At 68.6% G+C, this 21,173-nt stretch carries 21 protein-coding genes and 3 pseudogenes; 13 read left to right on the top strand and 11 right to left on the bottom strand.

Going from position 1 to position 21,173, the window contains the following annotated elements; translation table 11 throughout:
• Positions 1 to 6: 6 nt before the first annotated feature.
• From J7I98_RS28360 to J7I98_RS28380, 5 genes and pseudogenes are all read left to right on the top strand, one after another.
• Entirely contained in the window at positions 7 to 1,386 is a 1,380-nt protein-coding gene (locus J7I98_RS28360) for an MFS transporter (RefSeq protein ID WP_214927881.1), read from the top strand.
• Positions 1,379 to 3,466 carry a molybdopterin oxidoreductase family protein gene (locus J7I98_RS28365; RefSeq protein ID WP_214927882.1) on the top strand — a complete coding sequence of 696 codons (2,088 nt, stop codon included), beginning with the start codon at positions 1,379 to 1,381 and terminating at the stop codon, positions 3,464 to 3,466. Before J7I98_RS28360 ends, J7I98_RS28365 begins: the two co-directional genes overlap by 8 nt.
• 4 nt (positions 3,467 to 3,470) lie before the next feature.
• Positions 3,471 to 4,880, top strand: coding sequence for an FAD-dependent oxidoreductase (locus tag J7I98_RS28370; RefSeq protein WP_214927883.1), 1,410 nt, complete (start codon positions 3,471 to 3,473; stop codon positions 4,878 to 4,880).
• Positions 4,877 to 6,082, top strand: coding sequence for an FAD-dependent oxidoreductase (locus J7I98_RS28375; protein WP_214927884.1), 1,206 nt, complete (start codon positions 4,877 to 4,879; stop codon positions 6,080 to 6,082). Before J7I98_RS28370 ends, J7I98_RS28375 begins: the two co-directional genes overlap by 4 nt.
• Positions 6,079 to 6,645, top strand: a pseudogene (locus J7I98_RS28380) (NAD(P)-dependent oxidoreductase); the annotation flags it as partial. The gene J7I98_RS28375 and the pseudogene J7I98_RS28380, both read left to right, overlap by 4 nt.
• A gap of 14 nt (positions 6,646 to 6,659) precedes the next feature.
• On the opposite strand, the gene J7I98_RS28385 reads toward J7I98_RS28380, so the two are convergent.
• Positions 6,660 to 7,280: a helix-turn-helix domain-containing protein gene (locus tag J7I98_RS28385; RefSeq protein WP_308377972.1), complete on the bottom strand. Its 621-nt coding sequence runs from the start codon at positions 7,278 to 7,280 to the stop codon at positions 6,660 to 6,662.
• A gap of 296 nt (positions 7,281 to 7,576) precedes the next feature.
• Between J7I98_RS28385 and J7I98_RS28390 the strand changes: the two genes are divergently transcribed.
• Both J7I98_RS28390 and J7I98_RS28395 read left to right on the top strand, forming a co-directional pair.
• Entirely contained in the window at positions 7,577 to 8,515 is a 939-nt protein-coding gene (locus J7I98_RS28390) for a MerR family transcriptional regulator (RefSeq protein ID WP_214927885.1), read from the top strand.
• 86 nt (positions 8,516 to 8,601) lie between these two features.
• Positions 8,602 to 9,513 carry an IS982 family transposase gene (locus tag J7I98_RS28395; RefSeq protein WP_214927886.1) on the top strand — a complete coding sequence of 304 codons (912 nt, stop codon included), beginning with the start codon at positions 8,602 to 8,604 and terminating at the stop codon, positions 9,511 to 9,513.
• A gap of 104 nt (positions 9,514 to 9,617) precedes the next feature.
• On the opposite strand, the gene J7I98_RS28400 is transcribed toward J7I98_RS28395, so the two are convergent.
• The 3 genes from J7I98_RS28400 to J7I98_RS28410 form a co-directional block, all read right to left on the bottom strand.
• A complete protein-coding gene (locus J7I98_RS28400; RefSeq protein ID WP_214927887.1) occupies positions 9,618 to 9,815 on the bottom strand; it encodes a hypothetical protein in 198 nt (65 codons plus the stop codon).
• Positions 9,816 to 9,880: 65 nt separating this feature from the next.
• Positions 9,881 to 10,249, bottom strand: a complete 369-nt coding sequence (locus J7I98_RS28405; protein ID WP_214927293.1) for a hypothetical protein — start codon at positions 10,247 to 10,249, stop codon at positions 9,881 to 9,883.
• 8 nt (positions 10,250 to 10,257) lie between these two features.
• Positions 10,258 to 10,515 (bottom strand): hypothetical protein, encoded by a 258-nt coding sequence (locus J7I98_RS28410; protein WP_214927888.1) that lies wholly within the window; start codon positions 10,513 to 10,515, stop codon positions 10,258 to 10,260.
• A 496-nt stretch (positions 10,516 to 11,011) separates the two neighbouring features.
• Here J7I98_RS28410 and J7I98_RS28415 point away from each other — a divergent pair, with 496 nt between their 5' ends.
• Entirely contained in the window at positions 11,012 to 11,989 is a 978-nt protein-coding gene (locus J7I98_RS28415) for an L-threonylcarbamoyladenylate synthase (protein WP_214927889.1), read from the top strand.
• A gap of 148 nt (positions 11,990 to 12,137) precedes the next feature.
• Here J7I98_RS28415 and J7I98_RS28420 read toward each other — a convergent pair whose 3' ends face one another.
• Together J7I98_RS28420 and J7I98_RS28425 are read right to left on the bottom strand one after the other, a co-directional pair.
• Positions 12,138 to 12,779 (bottom strand): carbonic anhydrase, encoded by a 642-nt coding sequence (locus tag J7I98_RS28420; RefSeq protein ID WP_214927890.1) that lies wholly within the window; start codon positions 12,777 to 12,779, stop codon positions 12,138 to 12,140.
• Positions 12,780 to 13,482: 703 nt separating this feature from the next.
• Positions 13,483 to 14,055 carry a TetR/AcrR family transcriptional regulator gene (locus tag J7I98_RS28425; RefSeq protein ID WP_214927891.1) on the bottom strand — a complete coding sequence of 191 codons (573 nt, stop codon included), beginning with the start codon at positions 14,053 to 14,055 and terminating at the stop codon, positions 13,483 to 13,485.
• Positions 14,056 to 14,286: 231 nt separating this feature from the next.
• Between J7I98_RS28425 and J7I98_RS28430 the strand changes: the two genes are divergently transcribed.
• Together J7I98_RS28430 and J7I98_RS28435 are read left to right on the top strand one after the other, a co-directional pair.
• Positions 14,287 to 15,102 (top strand): oxidoreductase, encoded by an 816-nt coding sequence (locus J7I98_RS28430; protein WP_214927892.1) that lies wholly within the window; start codon positions 14,287 to 14,289, stop codon positions 15,100 to 15,102.
• A 69-nt stretch (positions 15,103 to 15,171) separates the two neighbouring features.
• The gene (locus J7I98_RS28435; RefSeq protein ID WP_214927893.1) at positions 15,172 to 15,942 is read left to right on the top strand and encodes a maleylpyruvate isomerase N-terminal domain-containing protein; all 771 of its coding nucleotides are present in this window, start codon (positions 15,172 to 15,174) and stop codon (positions 15,940 to 15,942) included.
• 19 nt (positions 15,943 to 15,961) lie between these two features.
• Here the strand turns inward: J7I98_RS28435 and J7I98_RS28440 are convergent.
• Positions 15,962 to 16,168 (bottom strand): annotated as a pseudogene (locus J7I98_RS28440) (site-specific integrase); the annotation flags it as partial.
• A gap of 91 nt (positions 16,169 to 16,259) precedes the next feature.
• Between J7I98_RS28440 and J7I98_RS28445 the strand changes: the two are divergent.
• Positions 16,260 to 16,634, top strand: a complete 375-nt coding sequence (locus tag J7I98_RS28445) for a toxin Doc (protein ID WP_214927894.1) — start codon at positions 16,260 to 16,262, stop codon at positions 16,632 to 16,634.
• Between the two features lie 82 nt (positions 16,635 to 16,716).
• Here J7I98_RS28445 and J7I98_RS28450 read toward each other — a convergent pair whose 3' ends face one another.
• The gene (locus J7I98_RS28450) at positions 16,717 to 16,977 is read right to left on the bottom strand and encodes a hypothetical protein (RefSeq protein ID WP_214927895.1); all 261 of its coding nucleotides are present in this window, start codon (positions 16,975 to 16,977) and stop codon (positions 16,717 to 16,719) included.
• A gap of 270 nt (positions 16,978 to 17,247) precedes the next feature.
• On the opposite strand from J7I98_RS28450, the gene J7I98_RS28455 reads away from it, so the two are divergent.
• Positions 17,248 to 17,682 (top strand): hypothetical protein, encoded by a 435-nt coding sequence (locus J7I98_RS28455; RefSeq protein WP_214927896.1) that lies wholly within the window; start codon positions 17,248 to 17,250, stop codon positions 17,680 to 17,682.
• Positions 17,683 to 17,928: 246 nt separating this feature from the next.
• Here the strand turns inward: J7I98_RS28455 and J7I98_RS41390 are convergent, their stop codons facing one another.
• From J7I98_RS41390 to J7I98_RS28465, 3 genes and pseudogenes are all read right to left on the bottom strand, one after another.
• Positions 17,929 to 18,516: a transposase gene (locus tag J7I98_RS41390; RefSeq protein ID WP_308377973.1), complete on the bottom strand. Its 588-nt coding sequence runs from the start codon at positions 18,514 to 18,516 to the stop codon at positions 17,929 to 17,931.
• Positions 18,413 to 18,955: pseudogene (locus J7I98_RS43000) on the bottom strand (IS30 family transposase); the annotation flags it as partial. The pseudogene J7I98_RS43000 and the gene J7I98_RS41390, both read right to left, overlap by 104 nt.
• A gap of 303 nt (positions 18,956 to 19,258) precedes the next feature.
• Positions 19,259 to 19,399 carry a hypothetical protein gene (locus J7I98_RS28465; RefSeq protein ID WP_214927898.1) on the bottom strand — a complete coding sequence of 47 codons (141 nt, stop codon included), beginning with the start codon at positions 19,397 to 19,399 and terminating at the stop codon, positions 19,259 to 19,261.
• Positions 19,400 to 19,685: 286 nt separating this feature from the next.
• Between J7I98_RS28465 and murF the strand changes: the two genes are divergently transcribed.
• The gene (gene murF / locus J7I98_RS28470; RefSeq protein WP_214927899.1) at positions 19,686 to 21,068 is read left to right on the top strand and encodes a UDP-N-acetylmuramoyl-tripeptide--D-alanyl-D-alanine ligase; all 1,383 of its coding nucleotides are present in this window, start codon (positions 19,686 to 19,688) and stop codon (positions 21,066 to 21,068) included.
• The last annotated feature ends 105 nt before the right edge of the window (positions 21,069 to 21,173 follow it).

The following is a 21,173-nucleotide window of genomic DNA, read 5'->3' on the forward strand; positions in this document are numbered from 1 at the left end:
CACAACATGGCTGACACACTCGCCAAACGAAGCGGCTGGCTCACCGGCTGGGATCCCGAGGACGAAGACGCCTGGAACAAGGGCGGCCACCGCGTCGCCCGCCGCAACCTCATTCTCTCGGTCCTCTCCGAGCACGTCGGGTTCTCGGTATGGACGCTGTGGTCCGTACTCGTGCTGTTCATGTCCCCGGAGATCGGCCTGGGCTTCGACCCCGGTGAAAAGTTTCTTCTGGTCGCCACCCCCACCGTCGTCGGCTCGCTGCTGCGCCTGCCTTACAGCTACGCGGTGACCCGGTTCGGCGGACGAAACTGGACCGTGTTCGCCACCGGGGTCCTGGTCGTTCCCACTCTGCTGGCCCTGTACTTCGTACAACGGCCTGGCACCCCCCTGTGGGTGTTCTTGGTGATTGGCGCGGTAGCCGGAGTGGGGGGAGGCAATTTCGCTTCCTCGATGACGAACATCACCGCCTTCTACCCGCTGCGCCACCAGGGCTGGGCTCTCGGCCTCAACGCAGGAGGCGGCAACCTCGGCGTCGCAGCGGTCCAGCTCATCGGGCTCGCGGTCATCTCGGTCGCAGGCGACACGCACCCCTCCTACGTCGCGGCCGTCTACCTGCCCCTGATCGTGGCCATCGCGCTGCTTTCGGCATGGAAGATGGACAACGTGGACGCCGTACGGGCCGAGCCCGGCGCTCAGCTCGAGGCTGCTCGAGACCGTGACACCTGGTGGATTTCGATCCTCTATATCGGCACGTTCGGCTCGTTCATCGGCTACGGCGTCGCCTTCGGACTGGTCCTGCAGAACGAGTTCGGCGCCTCCCCGCTGGAAGCGGTCGGCTACACCTTCCTCGGTCCGCTGCTGGGATCCTGCTCCCGCCCGCTGGGCGGTTGGCTGGCCGACCGCCTGGGCGGAGCCTGGGTCACCTTCTGGAACTTCCTCGGCATGGGCACCGGAACCGTCGTGCTCATCGTCGCAGCCGGCCTGAACTCCTTCGGCTTGTTCATCGCGGGGTTCACCGCACTGTTCGTCCTGAGTGGTCTGGGTAATGGATCGACGTACAAGATGATCCCCTCGGTGTTCGCGAAGAAGGCCGAGGACGAGGTCACCTCCGGCGGCGATGCGAGTGCCGCGTTCGCCCGTTCGCGCCGCCTGTCCGGCGCGGTCATCGCGATCGCAGGTGCACTCGGCGCACTCGGCGGCGCCGCCATCAATGTCACCTTCAAGCTCTCCTACACCGACGGCTCCGGCTCCGGCACTCCCGCCTTCCTCACCTTCCTCGTCTACTACGCGCTCTGTATGGCACTGCTCTGGGCCGTCTACCTGCGCCGCAAGCCTGCAACGGACGAGAACACCACGGACGCACTCAAGGAAACCAGCCGTGTCTGAACTGCCTCTGCCCATACCGGAGGCGGACACCCACTGCCCGTACTGCGCCCTGCAATGCGGCACGCGGCTGAGCGGTGACTGGGAAGTCGGTGTGAAAGTGCTGCCGGCCGACTTCCCGGTCAACCGAGGTCGGCTCTGCCAGAAGGGCTGGACCGCCCCCGACGTCCTGGCGGCCACTGACCGGCTGACCCGGCCGCTGGTACGCCGCCCGGACGGCCAGCTCGTTGAAGCTTCCTGGGATACCGCGCTGGATACGGTGGCCGAAGGCCTGCGCAGGATCCGCGCCGTGCACGGCCCGGATGCGGTAGCGGTCTTCGGCGGCGGAGGCCTGACCAACGAGAAGGCCTACATGCTGGGCAAGTTCGCGCGCCTCGCGCTGGGCACCAGCCAGATCGACTACAACGGCCGGTTTTGCATGTCGTCCGCCGCAGCAGCGGGCAACGCGGCCTTCGGACTGGACCGGGGGCTGCCCTTCCCTGTCACCGACCTCAGGGGCGCACAGACAGTGTTGCTGGCCGGTGCGAACATCGCCGAGACCATGCCGCCGCTGATGCAGCACCTCGAGCAGGCCGAGCTGATCGTCATGGACCCGCGGCGCACCGCGACGGCCCAGCGTGCTGCACTGCATCTGCAGCCCGCGCCCGGCACCGATCTCGCGCTCGCGCTCGGCCTGCTGCACATCGCCATCGTGGACGGGCTGATTGACCAGGACTACATCCAAGAGCGCACCGGCGGCTTCGATGCTGCCGCGCGGCGGGCGATGGCATGGTGGCCCGAGCGGGTCGAGGAGATCACCGGCGTTCCTGCGAGCGCGCAGCGCGAAGCCGTTCGGATGCTCGCCGAAGCCCGGAACGCTTACGTTCTGACCGGCCGTGGTGTCGAGCAGCACAGCAATGGCACGGACACCGTGGCAGGCTTCATCAACCTCGCTCTCGCCCTTGGCCTGCCCGGACGGGCCCGCAGCGGGTACGGGTGCCTGACTGGGCAAGGCAACGGCCAGGGAGGCCGGGAACACGGGCAGAAAGCCGACCAGCTGCCCGGCTATCGGCCCATCACGGATCCGGCAGCGCGCGCCCACGTCGCCAGCGTGTGGGGCGTGGCGCTGGAGGACCTGCCGGGCCCCGGGCGCAGCGCCTATGAACTTCTGGACGCGCTGGGCAGCGATCAGGGGCCGCGGGGGCTTCTGGTCTGCGGGTCGAACCCAGTTGTCTCGGCCCCTCACTCCTCTCGCGTTGCCGAGCGGCTGGCGTCGCTTGATCTTCTGGTGGTGGCCGACTTCGTCCCCTCCGAGACCGCCTGCATGGCTGATGTGGTGCTGCCCGTTACGCAGTGGGCCGAGGAGGAGGGAACCCTGACCAATCTGGAGGGCCGCGTACTGCGCCGCCGATCGCTGCTGTCGCCTCCGGGGCAGGTACGCAGTGATCTGCAGGTACTGCATGACCTTGCTGTGCGGCTCGGGGAGCCGGCAAGCCGCTTCCCCACCGCCCCAAGGGACGTGTTCGAGGAGCTGCGCGCCGCCTCTCGCGGCGGTAGGGCCGACTATTCCGGTATCTCCTACGACCGTCTGGACGCCGGGGAGACCTTGCACTGGCCCTGCCCGGACACCCAGGAGCCGCATCCGGGTACGCCGAGGCTCTTCCTGGACGGGTTCGCGCACACCGACGGCAAGGCGCGATTCACCGAAGTGGAGCACCGGGGACCGGCGGAGGACATCAGCTCCAGCTACCCCCTCTACGCCACGACCGGCAGGGTTCTGGCGCACTACCAATCCGGAGCACAGAGCCGCCGGGTCGCGGAGTTGAACGAGGCTGTTCCCGAGCCGTTCATCGAAGTTCACCCCGATACTGCGGCCCGGTCCGGCCTGGCCGACCAGGGCCTTGCTCGGGTCACCTCCGCGCGCGGCAGCATGACGGCCCGGATCCGGCTGGACGCAACGATGCGTCTGGACACCGTGTTCGTCCCCTTCCATTTCCCCGGCGAAGGCCGGGCCAACCTGATCACCAACCCGGCTTTGGACCCCCGCAGCCGCATGCCCGAATTCAAGGTGTGCGCCGTGCGGATCGACCCCCACCAGGAGTGACTCCTTGAGCCATGTCCTCATCGTCGGCTACGGCCCAGCGGCCCACCGGCTCGCGGAACGCATACGTCACCACGGCCATGACGGAGCCATCACCACCCTGGGGGCCGAACCCGAGCCCGCCTACCACCGACCTCTGCTGCCATCCGTCGTCGCCGGCCAGGTCACACCCACAGCGACGCATCTGCCGCCCCTGCCCGAGACCCGGGTACACCTGGGCACCGTGGTGACCGGCATCGACCGTGAACAGCGCCAGGTGCGGGCGCAAGTGGACGGGGCCGAGGCTACCTACCCCTACGACACCCTGGTCCTTGCTACGGGCGCACGCCCCCGTATCCCCAACATCCCCGGCGTGGTCGGCCCCGACGGGCGCCTGGCCCCAGGCGTGACCACCTTGCGCACCGCAACCGACTGCGACCAGATCACCGGGGAGACCGTTGTGGTGCTCGGCGGAGGGCCACTGGGGGTGGAGACAGCGAGCGCGCTGGCCGCCCGTGGCACGAGCAGCACCCTGGTCTGTGACCGCCCCCACCCCCTGTACGAACGGCTCGGCGAGACCTGCAGCAGCATGCTCACCGAGCGACTGGAGCAGGCAGGGGTGACCGTACTCGGAGGCAACACCGCTGTGCGCCACACACCAGGCCACCTGCGTCTGGATGACGGAACCATGCTCCGCGCCGACACGCTCGTCCTGTGCACCGGCGCCACCCCCAACACCCGGCTCGCCCACGAGGTCGGCCTGAAGGTCCGTGACGGGGTCGTGGTCGACGACCAGTTGCGCACCAGCGACCCTCATATCCACGCCATCGGTGACTGCGCCGAACACGACGGGCAGACCATGGCCGGCATCAATGCCGCCTGGAAGCAGGCCGAGGCCCTCGCCAAGATCCTCAGCGGCCGCCCCGCGGCCTACCAGCCCGCCCCGTCCGCCCTGCGCCTGCGGACCCATGTGGCCGACGTGTCCTGCATCGGCTCACCAGACGATCTCGAACAACCCGGCACCCGGCTGGTCACGCTCACCGACCACACCAACCGGCGATACGCGCGGCTCACGCTGCGCGACGAGCGCGTCGTCGGTGCTGTGCTGTTCGGTCTGCCGCAGGCGATCGCCACGATCGGTTTCCTCCACAAGCGCAGGCAGCGGCTTCCCTCCGACCGACTGGGTCTTCTCCTGGGACTACCGCCAAGGCCCACGTCGGACAGCACCGAGGCGAGCGAAGACGCCCTGATCTGCCTCTGCAACAACGTCACGAAACAGACCCTGATCCACACATGGCAGGAAGGCTCCCGCACGGTCACGGCCCTCGCCGCAGCAACACGTGCCACGACCGGCTGCGGCGGCTGCAGCCAGGCGGTCGAGGAACTCTGCGGCATTTGGGCGCGCGAGATCAGGAACGAACTGGAGAAGGCATCGTGACCCGCACGCTTGTCGTCGTCGGACACGGCATGGTCGGCCACCGGCTCGTAGAGCAACTGCGGGCTCTGGACACCGAGTCCGCCCGGCGCATCGTCATCCTGGCCGAAGAGAATGACCCCGCCTACGATCGTGTCGGCCTGTCCTCTTATCTGGAGGGCAAGAGCAAGAGCGACCTCACCCTTGCCGGACAGGACTTCCTCCGCGACCCCCGGGTAGACCTTCGTCTGGCCTGCCCTGCAGTATCGGTCGACCGGACAGCCCGTACGGTCCAAACAGCCGCCGGCGATCAGGTCTCCTACGATGCCCTGGTGCTGGCCACCGGCTCGCGCCCGTTCGTCCCTCCGGTCCCTGGCCGCGACCTGACCGGCTGCTTCGTCTACCGCACCTTCAACGATCTCGACGCCATCCGCGCCGCCGCACGCACCGGCCGCCCAGGCGTTGTGGTCGGAGGCGGACTCCTCGGCCTGGAAGCAGCCAACGCCCTGCGGCTGCTGGGGATGCGCCCCCACATCGTGGAAACGGCGCCCCATCTCATGCCGACGCAGCTTGACGCGGGCGCAGCCCGCGTGCTTCACGAGCACGTCGCCGACCTCGGCGTACACCTGCACTGCGCCACCGCCACCGCGTCGGTCGACGCCCACCCCAACGGAGCGGTACGTGCTGTCACCCTCTCGGACGGCACCGTCCTTGAGACGGACCTGGTGGTTTTCGCCGCAGGCATCCGCCCGCGGGACGAGCTTGCCGTCGCCATGGGCCTGGAGCGGGGCGAGCGCGGCGGCATCATCGTCGATCACCACTGCCGCACCTCCGACGAACATGTGTGGGCCATCGGCGAATGCGCAGTGGTACACGGGAGCTGCTACGGCCTGGTCGCCCCCGGATACCGCATGGCCGACAACGTGGCACGCCAACTGCTGGGGAAGGACACCGAGCCCTTCGACGGCACCGATACGACCTCCACCACACTCAAACTCCTCGGCGTGAACGTCGCCACCTTCGGCACCACCCACCCCGAAGGCGGCCAAGCCCTCGAAGCCGTCTTCGCCGAGGACACCACCCGCTACGCCAAGGTCCTCCTCCGACAGGACACCGGTGACCTCCTGGGCGGAATCCTCGCCGGTGACACCGGCTCCCCGATGCCGCTCGGATCCCTCATCGGCCGCCAGCCACCCGCAGACCTGGAACAGCTCCTCCTCCCCTGACCCCCGGTCCTCCTACACGCCACAACAAAAGGAGTCTTGCGCTGAAGACGATCGCCTTCATCGGCCTGGGCACCATGGGCAGCCCCATGGCAGTCAACCTCACCAAGGCCGGGTACACCTTGCACGGCTGGAACCGCACCGACGGCAGGAGCGGCCCTCTCCTGGCGGCGGGCGGCCAGGCCGCGGCCTCGATTCGCGAAGCAGTCCGCGATGCCGACGTGGTCATCACCATGCTTCCGGACTCCCCCCAGGTCGCGGAAGTCGCCTACGGCCCTGAGGGAATTCTGGCCAACGCCCAGCCCGGGACGCTGCTGATCGACATGTCCACCATCGCCCCACAGACCTCGATCGAGCTGGCCAACAACGCCGCCGAGTAGGGAATCCGCGTCCTGGATGCCCCCGTCGCGGGCGGCGAGGTAGGCGCGATCCAAGGCCTCCTGTCGATCACGGTCGGCGGAGAAGCCTCCGACTTCGAGGAAGCCAAGCCCGTCTTCGAAGCCCTGGGCAAGACCATCGTGCACTGCGGGCCCCACGGCATCGGCCAGACCGTGAAAGCTGCCAACTAGTGCTGGATTCCTCAAACGGTGTATACATACCGGCGCCGTAAGACGCGGGTTGAAGGTGCGGGTCGTCCCCATATCCAGGGCCGGGCTCGGGCGTTGAGCTGGGATGTTGCGAGGCGGGTGGCATGCTCGATCTCGGGTGGTCCTGCGAAGGACTGGCCGGCGAGGGCTCCCTCGGCCAGCAGGATCCGGCGGACCTGGCCGCGGCCGATCTCGATGCCTAGCCGCCGGGCCTCGGCGGCCAGTGCGTCAAGGGTCCACTCCGGCGGCCCGGACTCATCCGCCGCGGCCAGCTCACCGTCGGCCTGCACGGTCAGCCAACCTGGAGGCGGCTGTCTGACCAGGCCGATGATCCTTGAGCGTTCCTCCTCTGTGATCCGCCGCTTGCGGCCCTGCCCGCCCAGGTCCTCCAGTCCGTCCAGGCCAGAGCGGTTGAAGCGGTGCAACCAGCATCGGACTGTCTTGGGACTGCACCTCAACTCGTCCGCGATGCCCGGCACTCGCTGCCCGGACCAGCTCAGCTCCACCATGCGTGCCCGCACCACCAGATCGCGCGGTGCCTTGCGTGCTCGCGACAGTCGACGTACGACCCGTTGCTCGTTCTCGTCACGGCTCGGCCGTGCCCGTAACACCACCGTTCAGCACCCGCCCCCGAGCACCCGAACCACCCCGCCACCAGGGCCTATACCCAGCGAAAGCGGAATCCAGCACTAGATGAATGAGTCCAAGGGCTCGTAGCCATAGGTCGCCAGCGAGCGGTGGCACATGTCGCTGCCATCGCCCGCCCAGCGAGTGCAAGGCGTGCCCGTCGTCCTGGCGGTCAGCGGAAACCACGTGACGCGTGCTCAGCAACTCGGAGGACGTCTCGGTCGGGGCCCAGCTGGAGAATAGCCTTGAGTCTCCAGTGACTGGAGACAGCAGAGTTGGGGACATGGACGTTACGACCCTCTACTCGATCGGGGAGCTTTCCCGGCGGACCGGCTTGCCCGTGAGGACCATCCGCTTCTACTCCGATTCGGGGGTGGTAGCGCCGACCACCCGAAGTCCCGCCGGCTATCGGCTCTACGACCTCGACGCACTGCTTCGTCTGGAACTCCTCCGCACACTGCGCGAGCTGGGCATGGACCTGGCCACGATTCAACGGGTACTGGACCGCGAGCTCTCGGTGGCGGAAGTCGCCGCGGCGCACGCCGACGCCATGGACGTCCAGATCCGGGTGCTGCTATTGCGTCGGAGCGTTCTGCGAGTCGTGGCCAGACGCGGGTCCAATCCCGAGGAGACCAAGCTCATGCACAGGCTCACGCAGTTGTCCGGCGAGGAACGCCGACGTTTGATCGACGATTTCATGGATGGCACCTTCGGCACAGTGGATGCTGACCCAGCCGCGGTGGCAATGGTTCGCGCTGCCACTCCCGACCTCCCCGATGATCCGTCCAGCGAGCAGGTCGCCGCGTGGGTGGAGCTCGCCGAGCTGGTCGGCGACGAGGACTTCCGGGCCCGGATGCGCCGGACGGCCATGTGCCAGGCCGCCGGGCGCACGCTCGACATCGAGAGCGAGGCCGGCGAGGAACTGATGAAGTTCACCCGTCAGAAGGTGGCCGAGGCCATGGAGTCGGGCATCGACCCGCTCAGCAACAGAGTCGCACCCGTCATCGACGACCTTGTGCACCGCTTCGCCGAGGTGTTCGCGGGCACCCCTGACACGGAATTCCGGGACTGGATGGCCCAGCAGTTCGAAGAAGCGCACGATCCCAGGGTGGACCAGTACTGGCGGCTGGTTTGGATCGTCAACGGCTGGCAGGTAGTGCCGAACCTGATCCCGGTGTACGCCTGGCTCATCCAGGCCCTGCGAAATGACCGCGACGCATAGTCACCACAGTGGAGACCGCCTCGGATCCCTGAACGAGTCCAAGAGGTGGCCTGCGGACATGACGCGAGGGCGTCCAATGTTGGTGTGTGATGACAGACTTGGACACCCTCGCAACGGCACTGTACGTCAGGATCGACGACGCGTTGAAGGCTTCGCCGCATCTGGCTCCACGGCGTCCGGCCGTCGGGATCGCGCCCACGCTCAGTGACGCCGAACTGGTCACCGTCGCGGTGATGTCGGCGCTGCTCGGCTACACCTCGGAGCGGCGGTGGCTGCGGCGCGCCGGCCGAGACTTCCGGCACCTCTTCCCGTACCTGCCTCAGCAGTCCGGCTACAACAAGCGGCTCCGCAACGCATCCGAGCTGGTCACGCACGTGATCAGGATGCTGGCGCAGGACACCTCACTGTGGAGCGACGACGTGTGGGTGGTCGACTCCACCCCGGTCGGCTGCGGTTGCTCCCGAGAGACCGCCAAGCGCTCGGACCTCGCAGGCTGGGCCGAGTACGGCTACTGCGCGTCGCACTCCCGGTACTTCTGGGGCCTGCGCCTGCACCTGGTGTGCACGCTGGGCGGACTGCCCGTCCTGTTCGCGCTCACCGGCGCGAAGGCCGACGAACGCGAAACACTGCGCGCCATGCTTGACGCCGCACCCGACGTCGCCGCCACCCATCCAGGACAAACGATCATCGGCGACAAGAACTACTACGGCCGCGACTTCGAGCGCGATCTCACCGATCGTCACCTGGAACTGTTGCGCCCGGCCCGCAAGGGCGAACCCGAACGGGCCGGGGCACACCTATTCAGGCCGCTGCGGCAGGTCATCGAGTCGATCAACCAGACCTTCAAAGGGCAGCTCGACCTGGAACAACACGGCGGGCGTACTCCCTCCGGAGTGATCGCCCGGGTACTGACACGCATCCTGGCGCTCACCGCCGCGATCTGGCTGAACGACAAGACAGGCCAACCCGTCAAGCGATCCCTGATCGCCTACCACTGATCACATCGGAATAACTCGTCTAGGCATGCTCCATCTTCAATGGCACACGCTCAAGAATTACTTTCACAGGACAAAGGAGGCCAGGGCTCGCGTGCTTCCGTGGGCTACTCCGCGGCAGGATGCCGGACAACCCGCTTGAGCTCTTTTTCCACCTCATACCGGTTCTGCTCTGTCGCCCGGGCGTGCGCGGTGATCGCCATCTGCACCCGTGCCGCAGCCTCCGCCGTCAATGTGTTCGCCTGCTGCTCGGCCCACGCAGCCCGTTCGAGCTCGATGCGCTCATCATTCAGTTCGATTGTCACGGCCGGATCCTAGGCCGCAGGTCTGACATCACCTCGGAACGCCACCGCGCCGGCGCGGGACCGGTTCAGGGGTTCAAGTCCAGGACGCGGACCGGCTCGCCCTCCCACCGCTTCGGGACGGTGGTGGCAACGATCGCGCCGTCCGGCCGATCAGGCGTGGGCTGCGCCGCGTACTGGCTGTGCGCCGCCGCCCATGTTTCCTCGCGCGCCACAGTCAGGGCGGCGGCCAGGTCCAGGTCGACGACCGTGATGCCCGGTAAGGCGGCCAGATGCTCGGCTGTTCCCGGCCGGGCACGTTCTGCCTCGACCAGTGCGCACGCCGGGGCGTACAGGAACCAGCCGGATTCGGCGTGAGCCCGGTGGATGAGCCGGGAAGCGAGGATGTTGCCCTGGCCGGCGGCGGCCATCGCCGTCTCGTCCAGCACGATGTGCATGGCCTCAGTCACCGGCTCTTCACCTCGGCAAGGCGCCGGTCCAGCTCACTGTCTAGGTCGTGTTCCTCAGCCGTGGACGGGGCGTAGCCGTTCCACTTTTCCAGTGCCGCTCGGGCCTGCTCTGCGCGCTCGGCGCGTTCTTGTGGAGTCAGGAGGGTTTCGGCGAGGCGGGCCAGGTAGGCGCGTAGCGACAGGCCTTCGGCGGCTGCGATGGCGGCCAGCCGGTCCTTGGCTTCCTCGGGGATACGGACATTGGCATCAGACATCGTCGTACTCCTTCCCATCCCTCAAGGGTACGGGTACGTACCCGTACCCTTCGCCCAGTCGACGGACGTTCACAGACGGCTCTGTCACACCGGACAGGGGGCTATGCCGTCGGAGAGGGCACGACGACCTCTGTACGGCCACCGACTACATCCCCCCTCCGCCTCCGCCGGGGTGGCAGTCCTCCCGCGTCGCCGACGTCCTTGCCCAGCGCCCGTGATCCGGACCGCGCCACTCCCGCCGCGGCGCGCAGCCGACCGCATGCGGGACGTCATGCGGTGGACCGGCTGTGGCGAGACCATGGTCAAGAAGTCCGCGTAGGCGCCCGACCAGGCCCGGCTGCCCTACGCTGAGCGGAGCCGTCCCGGTGGACTCCCCCGTGCCGCCGGGACGGCTTTCATGCGTGCGGGCTCACGCGGTGCCGTCGGCCTTGGTTCGTCGTTATGCGCCGATCGGACCACGGAACGTGGGGAGCGGAGCAGTGAGAGGATTGCGAGAGTGACGGCAAGAAGCAGTGACATCGAGAAGGCGGCCGGTGTGCTGCGCGCCGGAGGCCTGGTGGCCTTCCCGACCGAAACCGTCTACGGTCTGGGCGCCAACGCCGAGGATCCCGCCGCGGTCGCGCGCATCTTCCAGGCCAAGGGGCGCCCGCCCTCCCACCCGCTGATCGTCCACATCGGCGGCGCTGAGCACCTGGGCGACTGGGTCGAGGACGTGCCCACAACCGCGCGCCTGTTGGCCGAACGCTTCTGGCCGGGGCCACTGACGCTGGTCCTGCGGCGCGGTCGCCGGGTGCCCCTCGAAGCGACTGGTGGACTGGAGACGGTGGCCGTGCGCGTGCCCGACCACCCCGTCGCACTCGCGCTGCTGTCGGCCTTCGGCGGCGGTGTGGCGGCCCCGTCCGCCAACCGCTTCGGCTCGGTCAGCCCCACAACGGCGGACCACGTCCGTGCGGAGCTCGGTGATGCCGTCGACTTCGTGCTGGACGGCGGCCCCTGCGAGGTCGGCGTCGAGTCGACCATCGTCGACGCCACGGGCGATGCCCCGAGCGTCCTTCGGCCCGGCGGGGTGACACGCGAGGACCTTGAAGCGGTGCTGGGGTGCCCACTTGCGGTCCACTCGACCAGCCACGTTCGGGTGCCGGGCCAGCATCCGTCACACTACGCGCCGCGGGCGCGGGTCGTCCTCGTCGAGCCCGAGAAGGTCGTCGCCGAAGCGGAGCTCGCGCAGGAGCTAGGGCACCAGGTGGGCGTTATTCTTCCCCCCTCCTTCGCCGGCGCCCCGGTGAAGGCGCACGCCGTGGCGGCGGTCCCCGGCTCGATGGCCGCCTACGCGCGCGGGCTGTACGGGTTCCTGCGCGAGCTCGACCAGCGGGGGTGCGACCTCATCGTCACGTCCTTGCCGGTGGAAGAAGGGCTGGGACTGGCGATCGCCAACCGGCTCCGCCGCGCCGCGGGGCCCCGGCCCTCCCAGTGACCAGCACCGACGCCGTTCGATGGTCCTGCCGGAAGGCCCACCGGATGCACGCCGACCCCGACATTGGCCGTTGAGTTGTGGCCGCTGGCAATCGGCGCCGAGGAGCTCAAGGTCGCGCCGGACCTTCAGGAACGCTGAACACCCGGCATCACGAAACCGCGTCTGCGGGTACCTCAAGGCCGCGGGCCGTGACCAGGCGGGCCGTTCCGTCGGCCAGCCGGTACGACAGACCCACCATCGCCACCCGGCCGGCTTCGACCGCCTGCGCCAGGACGCGGGAGCGGTCCATCAGCAGGTCGACGGTGTGCCGTATGTGCTCGGCGATGAAGTCCGCGTCCTCGGTGCGCCCGGCGGCGCGGGCGGCCAGCACGCTGGGGGTCACCCGCTCGATCACGTCCCGCACGTAGCCGCCCGCCGCCGTGCCGTCCTCTACGGCGGTGCGGGTGGCCGCGACGGCGCCGCACGCGTCGTGGCCGAGCACCACGACCAGCGGGGCGCCGAGCACGCTCACCCCGTACTCGATGCTGCCCAGCACTTCCGGTCCCGCGACGTGTCCGGCGGTGCGGACCACGAACAGGTCGCCCAGCCCGCGGTCGAAGATGATCTCGGCGGCCAGGCGGGAGTCGGAGCAGCCGAAGAGCACGGCGAACGGGTTCTGCGCGGGTACGACCGCCGTACGGCGAGCGGCGTCCTGGTTCGGGTGCTCCGGCGAACCGGCGACGAACCGCTGGTTGCCGGCCAGCAGCATCTCGAAGGCTTCACGGGGCGCAAGGGTCTGGGTGTCGGCCATGGGAAGCAGACTACGGCCAGACCCCGGGCACGGCTCTGCCAGGTCCGGCCGTGGCTGCGGCGTCGCACGAGGTCAGGAACCGAGTCGGCGGCACCCCCAGCCGCCGGGCGATGGCGTCCTCAGCCCCGGCCCTCAGCGCGCGGCGAAGCTGGTCGACCCGGTAGGGCCAGCCCACATCGTGGATCGGCGCGGCCCCAGGGCCACCGCGATCGTCAACCCGCTCCTCGCCATCCGCCATCACATCACGCACAACGAAGCGGGCCTCGTATACGCCGTACGCCAGACGAGGGAACGGGGCATGCCTCGGCCTTCACGGCGTTGGGCGGCCGGGTCCGCTGCCCGCAGGCCGGGGATCACCGGACTGCTGGGCCGCTACTCCTTCCACCTTCCGGACCTGCCCGGCGGAATGCGGCCCCTGCGGGGGCAAGGACGCCACCGACGTGGCGTGAGGCCATCAGCCCGAAGTCCCCGCCTGGTGGTGACCAACAGGCCGTTTGGGGCTGCTCACCGGCATGACGAGGCCGGTAGGCGACCTGGCGGCACGCGGGCCTGGCAGTAGAACGGCCGCGTGCCGCCAGCGGATGGTTGGCGTGGCCCATGCGCGCCCAGCCGACCCGCTGGGAGGTCATCGGCCCACGTCAGGCAGCCCTTGTTGCTTGATGGCCAGAACGGGTCGCCTGGCGCTTCGTCATGTAGGTGCGGCTCAGCCGCGCGGTCCCGCACCGTGCAGCAACGTGTCGACGATGCGCGTGGCCAGTGCGTCCGGGTCTTGTGTGCCCTGGTCCGCACCGGGCCCGTGCAGAGCCTCACCGATGAGGGCGTAGTACACCCTGCGCGTCCACTCCAGGTCCGCGGCCGGGTCGAGCAGTCCCTCGCGCTGCGCCCGGCCGAAGAATTCGAGGCACCGGGCGTTGATCTCGGCCCAGACGTCTGTGGCGACACCGCTCTCGGCCAAGGGATTGCCGAGCGTGAACCGCCAGGCGCTCTTGACCCGCAGCGTGTTCGCGGTGGCGCGGTGCAGCGCGACGAGCGGAGGCGCGGTGTCGAGGTGGGCGTCCTCGATGGCGTTGGTGAGCTGCCGCTTCGCGGAGGAGGCCAATGCCTCGATGAGAGCCTGCCGGTTCGCGAACCGTCGGTGCACCGTCGTTCTGGCCAGACCCGCCGCTTCGGCGATCTGCTCCATGGGCGCGCCGGGATCCTCGGCGAGCACCCTCTCGGCCGCTTCCAGAATCGCGCGCACACTGCGCTCGGCATCGGCTCGCAGCGCTCGCCCCATGGCTCCTCCACCCCTGTCATTGGCTCCTGTCTGCCACAGACGATACGCCCAAGTGGCGGATTCCAAGCTATCTGCAACACTCATGTTGCCGTTAATGCCTAAGCGGCTACACTGAAGACACGGTTAATCGCCAGGGCAATGGAGACGAGCATGAGTCACACCGCGCTCGCGGCTGGCGCCCTGAATGACCGCAAAGCACTATGAACATGATCAAATTCTCAGGAGTTCATGATGATCACAAAACGTCCGGTGGCACTCGTGACAGGTGCGTCCTCCGGTATTGGGCAAGCGGCCGCCCTCGCACTCGTCGAAGCCGGCTTCGAGGTGGTCGGAACCAGCCGGAACACCTCGAAGATCACCCCGCGCGACGGCGTAACCTTCCTCGACCTCGACGTGACCAGTGACGCGTCGGTCACCACGCTGGTCCAGCAGGTCATCGAACGGTTCGGCCGGATCGACGTCCTGGTCAACAACGCTGGTATCGGCTCAACAGGCGCCGCCGAGGAAAGCTCCCTGACGCAGGACCAGCGTGTCTTCGACATCAACCTCTTCGGCGTCATCCGCATGACGAAGGCCGTCCTGCCGCACATGCGAGCCCAGCGCCGCGGGCGCATCATCAACATGTCGTCGATCTACGGGTTCATCCCCCAGCCCTACATGGCCGTCTACGTCGCGTCCAAGCACGCGGTCGAGGGGTACTCCGAGTCCCTGGACCATGAGGTCCGCGAGCACGGCGTCCGGGTCCTTCTCGTCGAGCCCGGCGGGACCAACACCGCATTCGAAGGAAACATCGTGCAGCCCGACACACCGCTGCCGGTCTACGCGGAACAACGGCGCCTCACTGACCAGGTGGTCGCGCAGGCGGTCAAGGGCGGCGACGCCCCCGCCACCGTCGCCCAGGCGATCGTCACAGCAGCCACCGCCCCCAAGCCGAAGCCGCGCTACACCGCCGGTCCGTTCGCGAGGCGTCTCAGCGTGCTGCGCCGCATCGCTCCCGCGCGGGTCTTCGACCAGCAGATCCGCAAGTTCAACAAGCTGGCAGGCTGAGGCCGCAGAACTCGTCGGGCACCCACCTCGCGCGGGAGCAGGGCCCGGGGCCGGGCGAAAGGATCACCGATGAAGGCCAATCGAGCGGAAGCCTTCCGCACGGAGCGCATGGAGATGCTGCGTTTCTGCCGGGAGCTGGACGAAAAAGAGTGGAGTGCGGCGAGCGGCGCGGCCGGGTGGCGCGTGCAGGACGTGGTGGCGCACCTGGGTGCCACCTGCCGCTCCTACTTCACTCCCGCCATGGTGACGCTGATGCGCATGAAGGATCTCGAGCGGACCAACGACCTGTTCGTCGACCGGCGTCGCGGCCAGCCGGTTGCACGGACACTCGCCGAGTACGAACGATGGAGCCGGATGATCGGCGTGGCCGCCCGGCTGCCCCTTGACCGGGTGCGTCTGCCGATGGCCGAGCTCGGCTCGTTCCCGGGCGGGCTGGTAATCGCTGGTGCGATGACGTTCGACCATCACACCCACCTTCGCCACGACATCGCTCCCGCGCTGGAGCGGCCGGTTCCGGGCACCGACGTGAACCGGATGGCCACGGTGCTGGAGTGGATGTTCGCCGTGCTGGCAAATCAGCTGCGGTCGGCGCAGCCGGCCTGGTTCGTTCATCCCGTCACAATCGAGCTGGAGGGACCCGGCGGAGGTACCTGGTGCGTGGGCCCGGGCGGCGCGGTGACTCCCGGACGAGTCGACAGGCCGCCAGCCACGATCACCGCGCTCGCCGTGGAGTTCCCGGAATGGGCCACCCGCCGGGCCGACTGGCGCGATCGGGACGTGCGGATCTCGGGCGATGCCGACTACGCCGCCCAGCTTCTCGACATCGTGAAGGTGGTGTGAGAAGAACCCGATTATCCACTCAGCGCCGGATGTCGCCCGGCGCGAGCAGGCTGGTGAGCTCGGCGATCCCCTCCGGGGAAGGCTTGAAGTAGCGGCGGACGTTTTCCGCCTTCTTGTGCCGCGACTTGGCCATCAGCATCAGCAGCGATGCGCCCTGCTCGCCAAGGTGAGTCAGGGAGGAGTGGCGGTACTCGTGCAGGTCCCAGCCGGTGCCCGCCCCGCGCACGTAGTCGGGCCTGATCGAGGAGTTCGCTGCCGCGTTCCCCGACGAGGAGCCCGACGCCTCCGACCGTTCCGGCACGAGGGCCGCCTGACCGATGCCGCCTGAACTGTACATCGACGTAGCGTGGCTCCTCGAACAGCAGGCCGAGTTCCTGCCCAAGGCCCTGGAGGTCAGTGACTTCTCCGGGCTGGTCGCCGCGGTAGCACGTCACAAGGTCAACACCCCCAAGCTCGGCTACCTGCCTGACGCCTCGTGGCGGGCGGCCGCACTCTTCCACGAGATCGTGAGCGTCCGACCACTGCCCGCGCGCAACCCGACCTTCGCCGCGCTCATCGCGATCTCCTACATGCAGGCTTCCGGCGAAGGACTCACAGAGCCGTACGGCAGCTTCATCGACCTCGCCAGGGACGTACGGGCCGGGGCCGACGCGTTCGCCTGCGCCGAGAAGATCCGCAGCTGGCGCCTCTGATCACATGCCGGTCACACGGCCTGATTCACCGCCCCACGTCAAGATCGCCCTGCTCAGTTGGCGGTTGCCGGGCCGCCTTCCCTCAGGCTGCCGTGCGCGCCTGAGAGACGTCCAGGCTCCACTGCTGAAGGTCCAGGTCGCGTTCCGTTGCCGCAGTGAGGCGGGCCCGTACATAGAGCCGCACGCCGGGCAGGTCCCGCCTCGATAGGCAGGTCTCCGCGGTCAACATCCGCGTCGGGACGTGAACGAGGATCACCCCGCCGCACCACTCCGGCAGCGATACGAGCGCGGTCGTGTCGCCGGCGCGGATCACGGTCGCCACCGTCAGGCTGTGCTGGGCCATGGAAGCCCCCTTCCATCGTGGTGGTGGGGGGTGGAGAGATCATGACTCACGCTCAACCGGTTCACCAGCCTTCGGCCAGCATCCAGTCGCGCCACGGCCGCACGGCGTAGATCTCTGCGCTCGTGACCAGCTGCGGACCGGTGTACCGCGACCGCGCAGACCCCGCCGGGCGATCGGCCACCCCGACCACATGATCGTCAGGTGATTGCCTATCGCATGTGTATTGGGTGCGAGCTATGTTCTGTGCTCCGCGACCCCGGAGGCGCCGCCATGGCCACAGACGAAGAAGCCCTGCTCGCGGTGCTGGGCGAGGAAATCCTCGCGTACCAGATCGCCGAACTCCTGCCGGAACAACGGGCGGCGGCCGACCTGGAACTGGCCCGCTGCTCCGCAGCCCTCGTCGCGCACGCCCTGCTCCGCCACGACAGTGCGGTGGCTGCCGTCCGGATCGAGGAGGACAGCGACCCGGACGAGCGGTACGCCTCCGCCGCCATCTCGGCCGAGGGCGCCGAACGCGACCTGACCGACGCGGAGTCGGACGACCTCGGCGGCCTCGACAGCAACCTCATGGACAGCAACGCGGCCGCCTGGCACCCGCTGTGCCGTGACGTCGACGACCGCCACGGCGTCTACGTCCTCGACGTGGCCGGAGCCCTGGAGTCCGGGCGGGAAGTCCTCGCCCGCCGGGCCTCGTCCTCCCGGTGACCGGGGCCCTCCGAAGAAGATCGCGAACCCCCTTCCGGCCGTGGACCAGCTCCGGCCACGCCGAAGTGAGCATGCTGTCCCCGCTGGATTACTTCCCCTCGTGGGCCGCTTCGAGCACGGCCGCCAGGCGGTCAGCGACCTCGGCCGAACATCCGCCGAGCTCCACGAAGCCGCACTCCTTGACGTCCTCCCCCAGCTAAAGGACTCCGTTGGGAAATCCGTGAACCGGGCCTGGTCGTCTTGTCGTTAGGCGGCAAGTTCGAGTCGGGCGAGGTATGAGACGCGGGTCTCGCCGAGCGGTGTTCCGGTCAGCCAGGCGTCGAGTCTGATGATGTTGATAGCGGTGGCGGCGAAGATGTGGCCGAGATGGGTCTTGAGCAGGCCGGTGTAGCGGGTCCGGCGGATGCGGGTGCGCCGGACGGCCTGGGAGATGGTCCCCTCCACCCCGGCCCGGATGTTGTAGCGCTGCTGCCACTCGTCGGTCAGCTGCTCGCGGCGCCGGGCCTCCAGAGCTTCCTGCTGGTCCTGGGGCAGCAGAGTCAGGCTGCGGCCCCACTTGCCGTTCGCCGCCCTGGTGCACTTCTCCCGCACGGGGCAACTCCCGCAGTCCGCAGCCGTGAAATGCACGCGCGCGACGGGGGTTCCGCTGCTCTTGCGCTGGTCGGACCAGCTGGCGCTGATGTTCCCCCTGGGGGCAGGTGACCTGCTTGGTCTGCCAGTCGATCGTCGACAGGTTTGTTCCTTTGGGCAGGTACTGCCGGAGCAGCTTGTTGGTGTTCTCGTTGGTGCCACGTTGCCAGGGGCTACGCGGGGCTGCGAAGAACACGTCGACACCGGTATCGGCGGTGAATCGCTTGTGGGCTGCCAGTTCCATGCCGCGATCCCAGGTCAGCGTGCCGCGTAGTCGGGAGTCCATGCGCGCGTAGGTCTCGGCGAGAGCGGGAACGACCACGGTGGTGTGACGGCTGGCGAGTTTCACGACCGTGAGGAAGCGCGTCTTCCGGTCGACCAGTGTGGCGACCTGGCTGTTGTTCGAGCCGATCACCAGATCGCCTTCCAGGTGCCCGGATTCGCTGCGGTCCTCCGCCGCCTGGGGCCGCTCCTCGATCGGTCGGGCATCGGTGATCTGTGAACGCCACTGGCCTTTCACCGTGTGGCGCTTGCTCTTCCGGATCGGGCGGCCAGTTCGAAGGCGCTTGCACAGCTCGCGGGGGACCACCTTCCAGCGGGTGGTGTAGATCGACCGGTAGATCGTCTCGTGGGTAATCCGCATCTGCGGGTCGTCACCGTGATGCAGGCTGTCCAGCTCAGCGGGGGAACTTCAGGACAGGTGATCCGCGCGCACTTGGACCTCAGCACAGGCACGGCCACTCTCAGCGCCGGTGGACGCGAGTTGCTCTCCTGTGTCGACTGACGGATCACTCATGGCGACAACATCCGCACCTACCCTTCCACTGATGGCGGTGCTCAGCAGTCTCGCACCGCACCGGGGCGGCACGGGGCCGGAGGCCAGTCCATCAGCGGCGGCACCAGCGGTGCGGCCGTTCCGTAAGGACCAGGCGCGGGGAGCAGGTCGTTAGAGCGTCTCCCAGTCGCGCAGTGCGAGACCGTCCTCGAGGACTGCACCAAGATGGGCGGTCACCAACAGCCGCGTCTCGGGCAGAGCCGCGAGCGAGCGGCCAGTGACGGAAACCAGGACCTGCGTGTGTACCGGCACGAGGACCTGTCCCCGATACCAGCCTGACAGGGAGACCAGGGCCGTCCTGGGGCCGGCTCGCACCACGGTTGCCACCGTTCTCGTTCCGCGTGCTTCCATGCGGTCCCCCTTCGTACGCGCCCTGGGGGGGTGAGCGTGGATCATCACCCACCCGCACATCTCCTGACCAGAGGCGCGCACTGCCCGGCGGGCAGGCCAGGCCCTGCGCGACAGAGAGTCACGCCCGGAGGGCGCCCGGCCGGGATAGGTTCAGGTGACCTTGTATCTCGTGAAGGGAGCGCCATTCATGCTGCCGATGAGCCTGGCCCAGATCGCTGAGGTGGTGCAGGGACGGATGCATCAGGTGCCCGACCCTGACGCCGTGGTGACGGGTCCGGCGTTCGTCGATTCCAGGCTGGCCGCCCCCGGCGGCCTCTTCGTCGCGTTCGACGGAGAGCGGGTAGACGGCCACGACTTCGCGAGCCAGGCCGTAGCCGCAGGGGCAGCGGGTGTGCTCGCTTCCCGGCCGGTGGCGGCTCCCGCGATCGTGGTCCCGGATGTGCTGGAGGCGCTGGGCGCGCTCACCTCCTGGACGGCCCGGAGAATGGTGGAGACCACGCGCATCGGTGTGACCGGATCCAGCGGAAAGACGAGCACGAAGGATCTCCTAGGCCAGGTACTTGGCCGTCTGGGTCCGACGGTGGCCACGGCGGGATCGCAGAACAACGAGATCGGTGTGCCTCTGACGGTACTGGGCGCGCTGCCAGGTACGGAGTACCTGGTGTTGGAGATGGGCGCTCGGGGGGTCGGCCACCTGTCCTACCTGACGGGGCTGGTCCCGCTCGACGTGTCGTTGGTGCTGAACGTCGGGTCCGCGCACGCGGGTGAGTTCGGCGGCCGTGAGGCGACCGCCCAGGCCAAGGGCGAGCTGGTCGAGGCCCTGGAGTCCGACGGCGCGGCGCTGCTGAACGCGGACGATCCACTGGTGGCCGCCATGGCGTCGCGCAGCAAGGCGCCGGTGACGTACTTCGGCTGCTGCGCGCAGGCCGACATCCGGGCGGAGAACGTCCGGCTCGACGACCATGGCTGGGCGCACTTCGAGCTGCGCACGTCGGCCGGGCAGGCCCCCGTGGTCCTGCGGCTGCTGGGTGAGCACCATGTGTCCAACGCGCTTGCCACGGCGGCGGTCGCGCACACGCTGGGTATGGCGACCGCGGAGATCGCGGACGCGCTGAGCAGCGCGGTGGCCACCACGGGCAGCCGGATGCAGCTGCACGAGCGGGCTGACGGCGTCACGGTGATCGACGACGCGTACAACGCGAACCCGGACTCCATGGCGGCGGCGCTGCGCGCGCTGGCGTCGATGGGCAGCGGCCGCCGGACAGTGGCGGTCATCGGGGAGATGCGCGAGCTGGGCCCGGAGTCGGCCGCGGATCACCGCGCGGTGGGCGAGCTGGCCGGCGGTCTCGGCGTGGACATCGTCGTGGGCGTCGGCGGCGACGAGGCCGGATGGGTAGTGGCGGGCGCGGCGGAGAAGGGAGCCGCGACCCACCAAGCAGCCGATCGCGCGGCCGCCGCCGAGCTGCTGGCCGGGCTGCTGGGAGCCGGGGACCTGGTGCTGGTCAAGGCGAGCCTGGGAGCCGGGCTCCAGGCCCTCGTCCGCGACCTGCTGGACGAACCGGTTCGGTAGGGCAGTTGGCGCACCAACGAAATGCGGTGCGCCGGGTGACGAAAGTCCGGCGCTGATCATTTCCCCACGCTCGGTGTGATCATTGATCTCTCGCAGCGAAGGTTG

This window comes from Streptomyces sp. ISL-98, assembly GCF_018614055.1.
In the GTDB taxonomy this organism is placed as follows: domain Bacteria; phylum Actinomycetota; class Actinomycetes; order Streptomycetales; family Streptomycetaceae; genus Streptomyces; species Streptomyces spiramyceticus.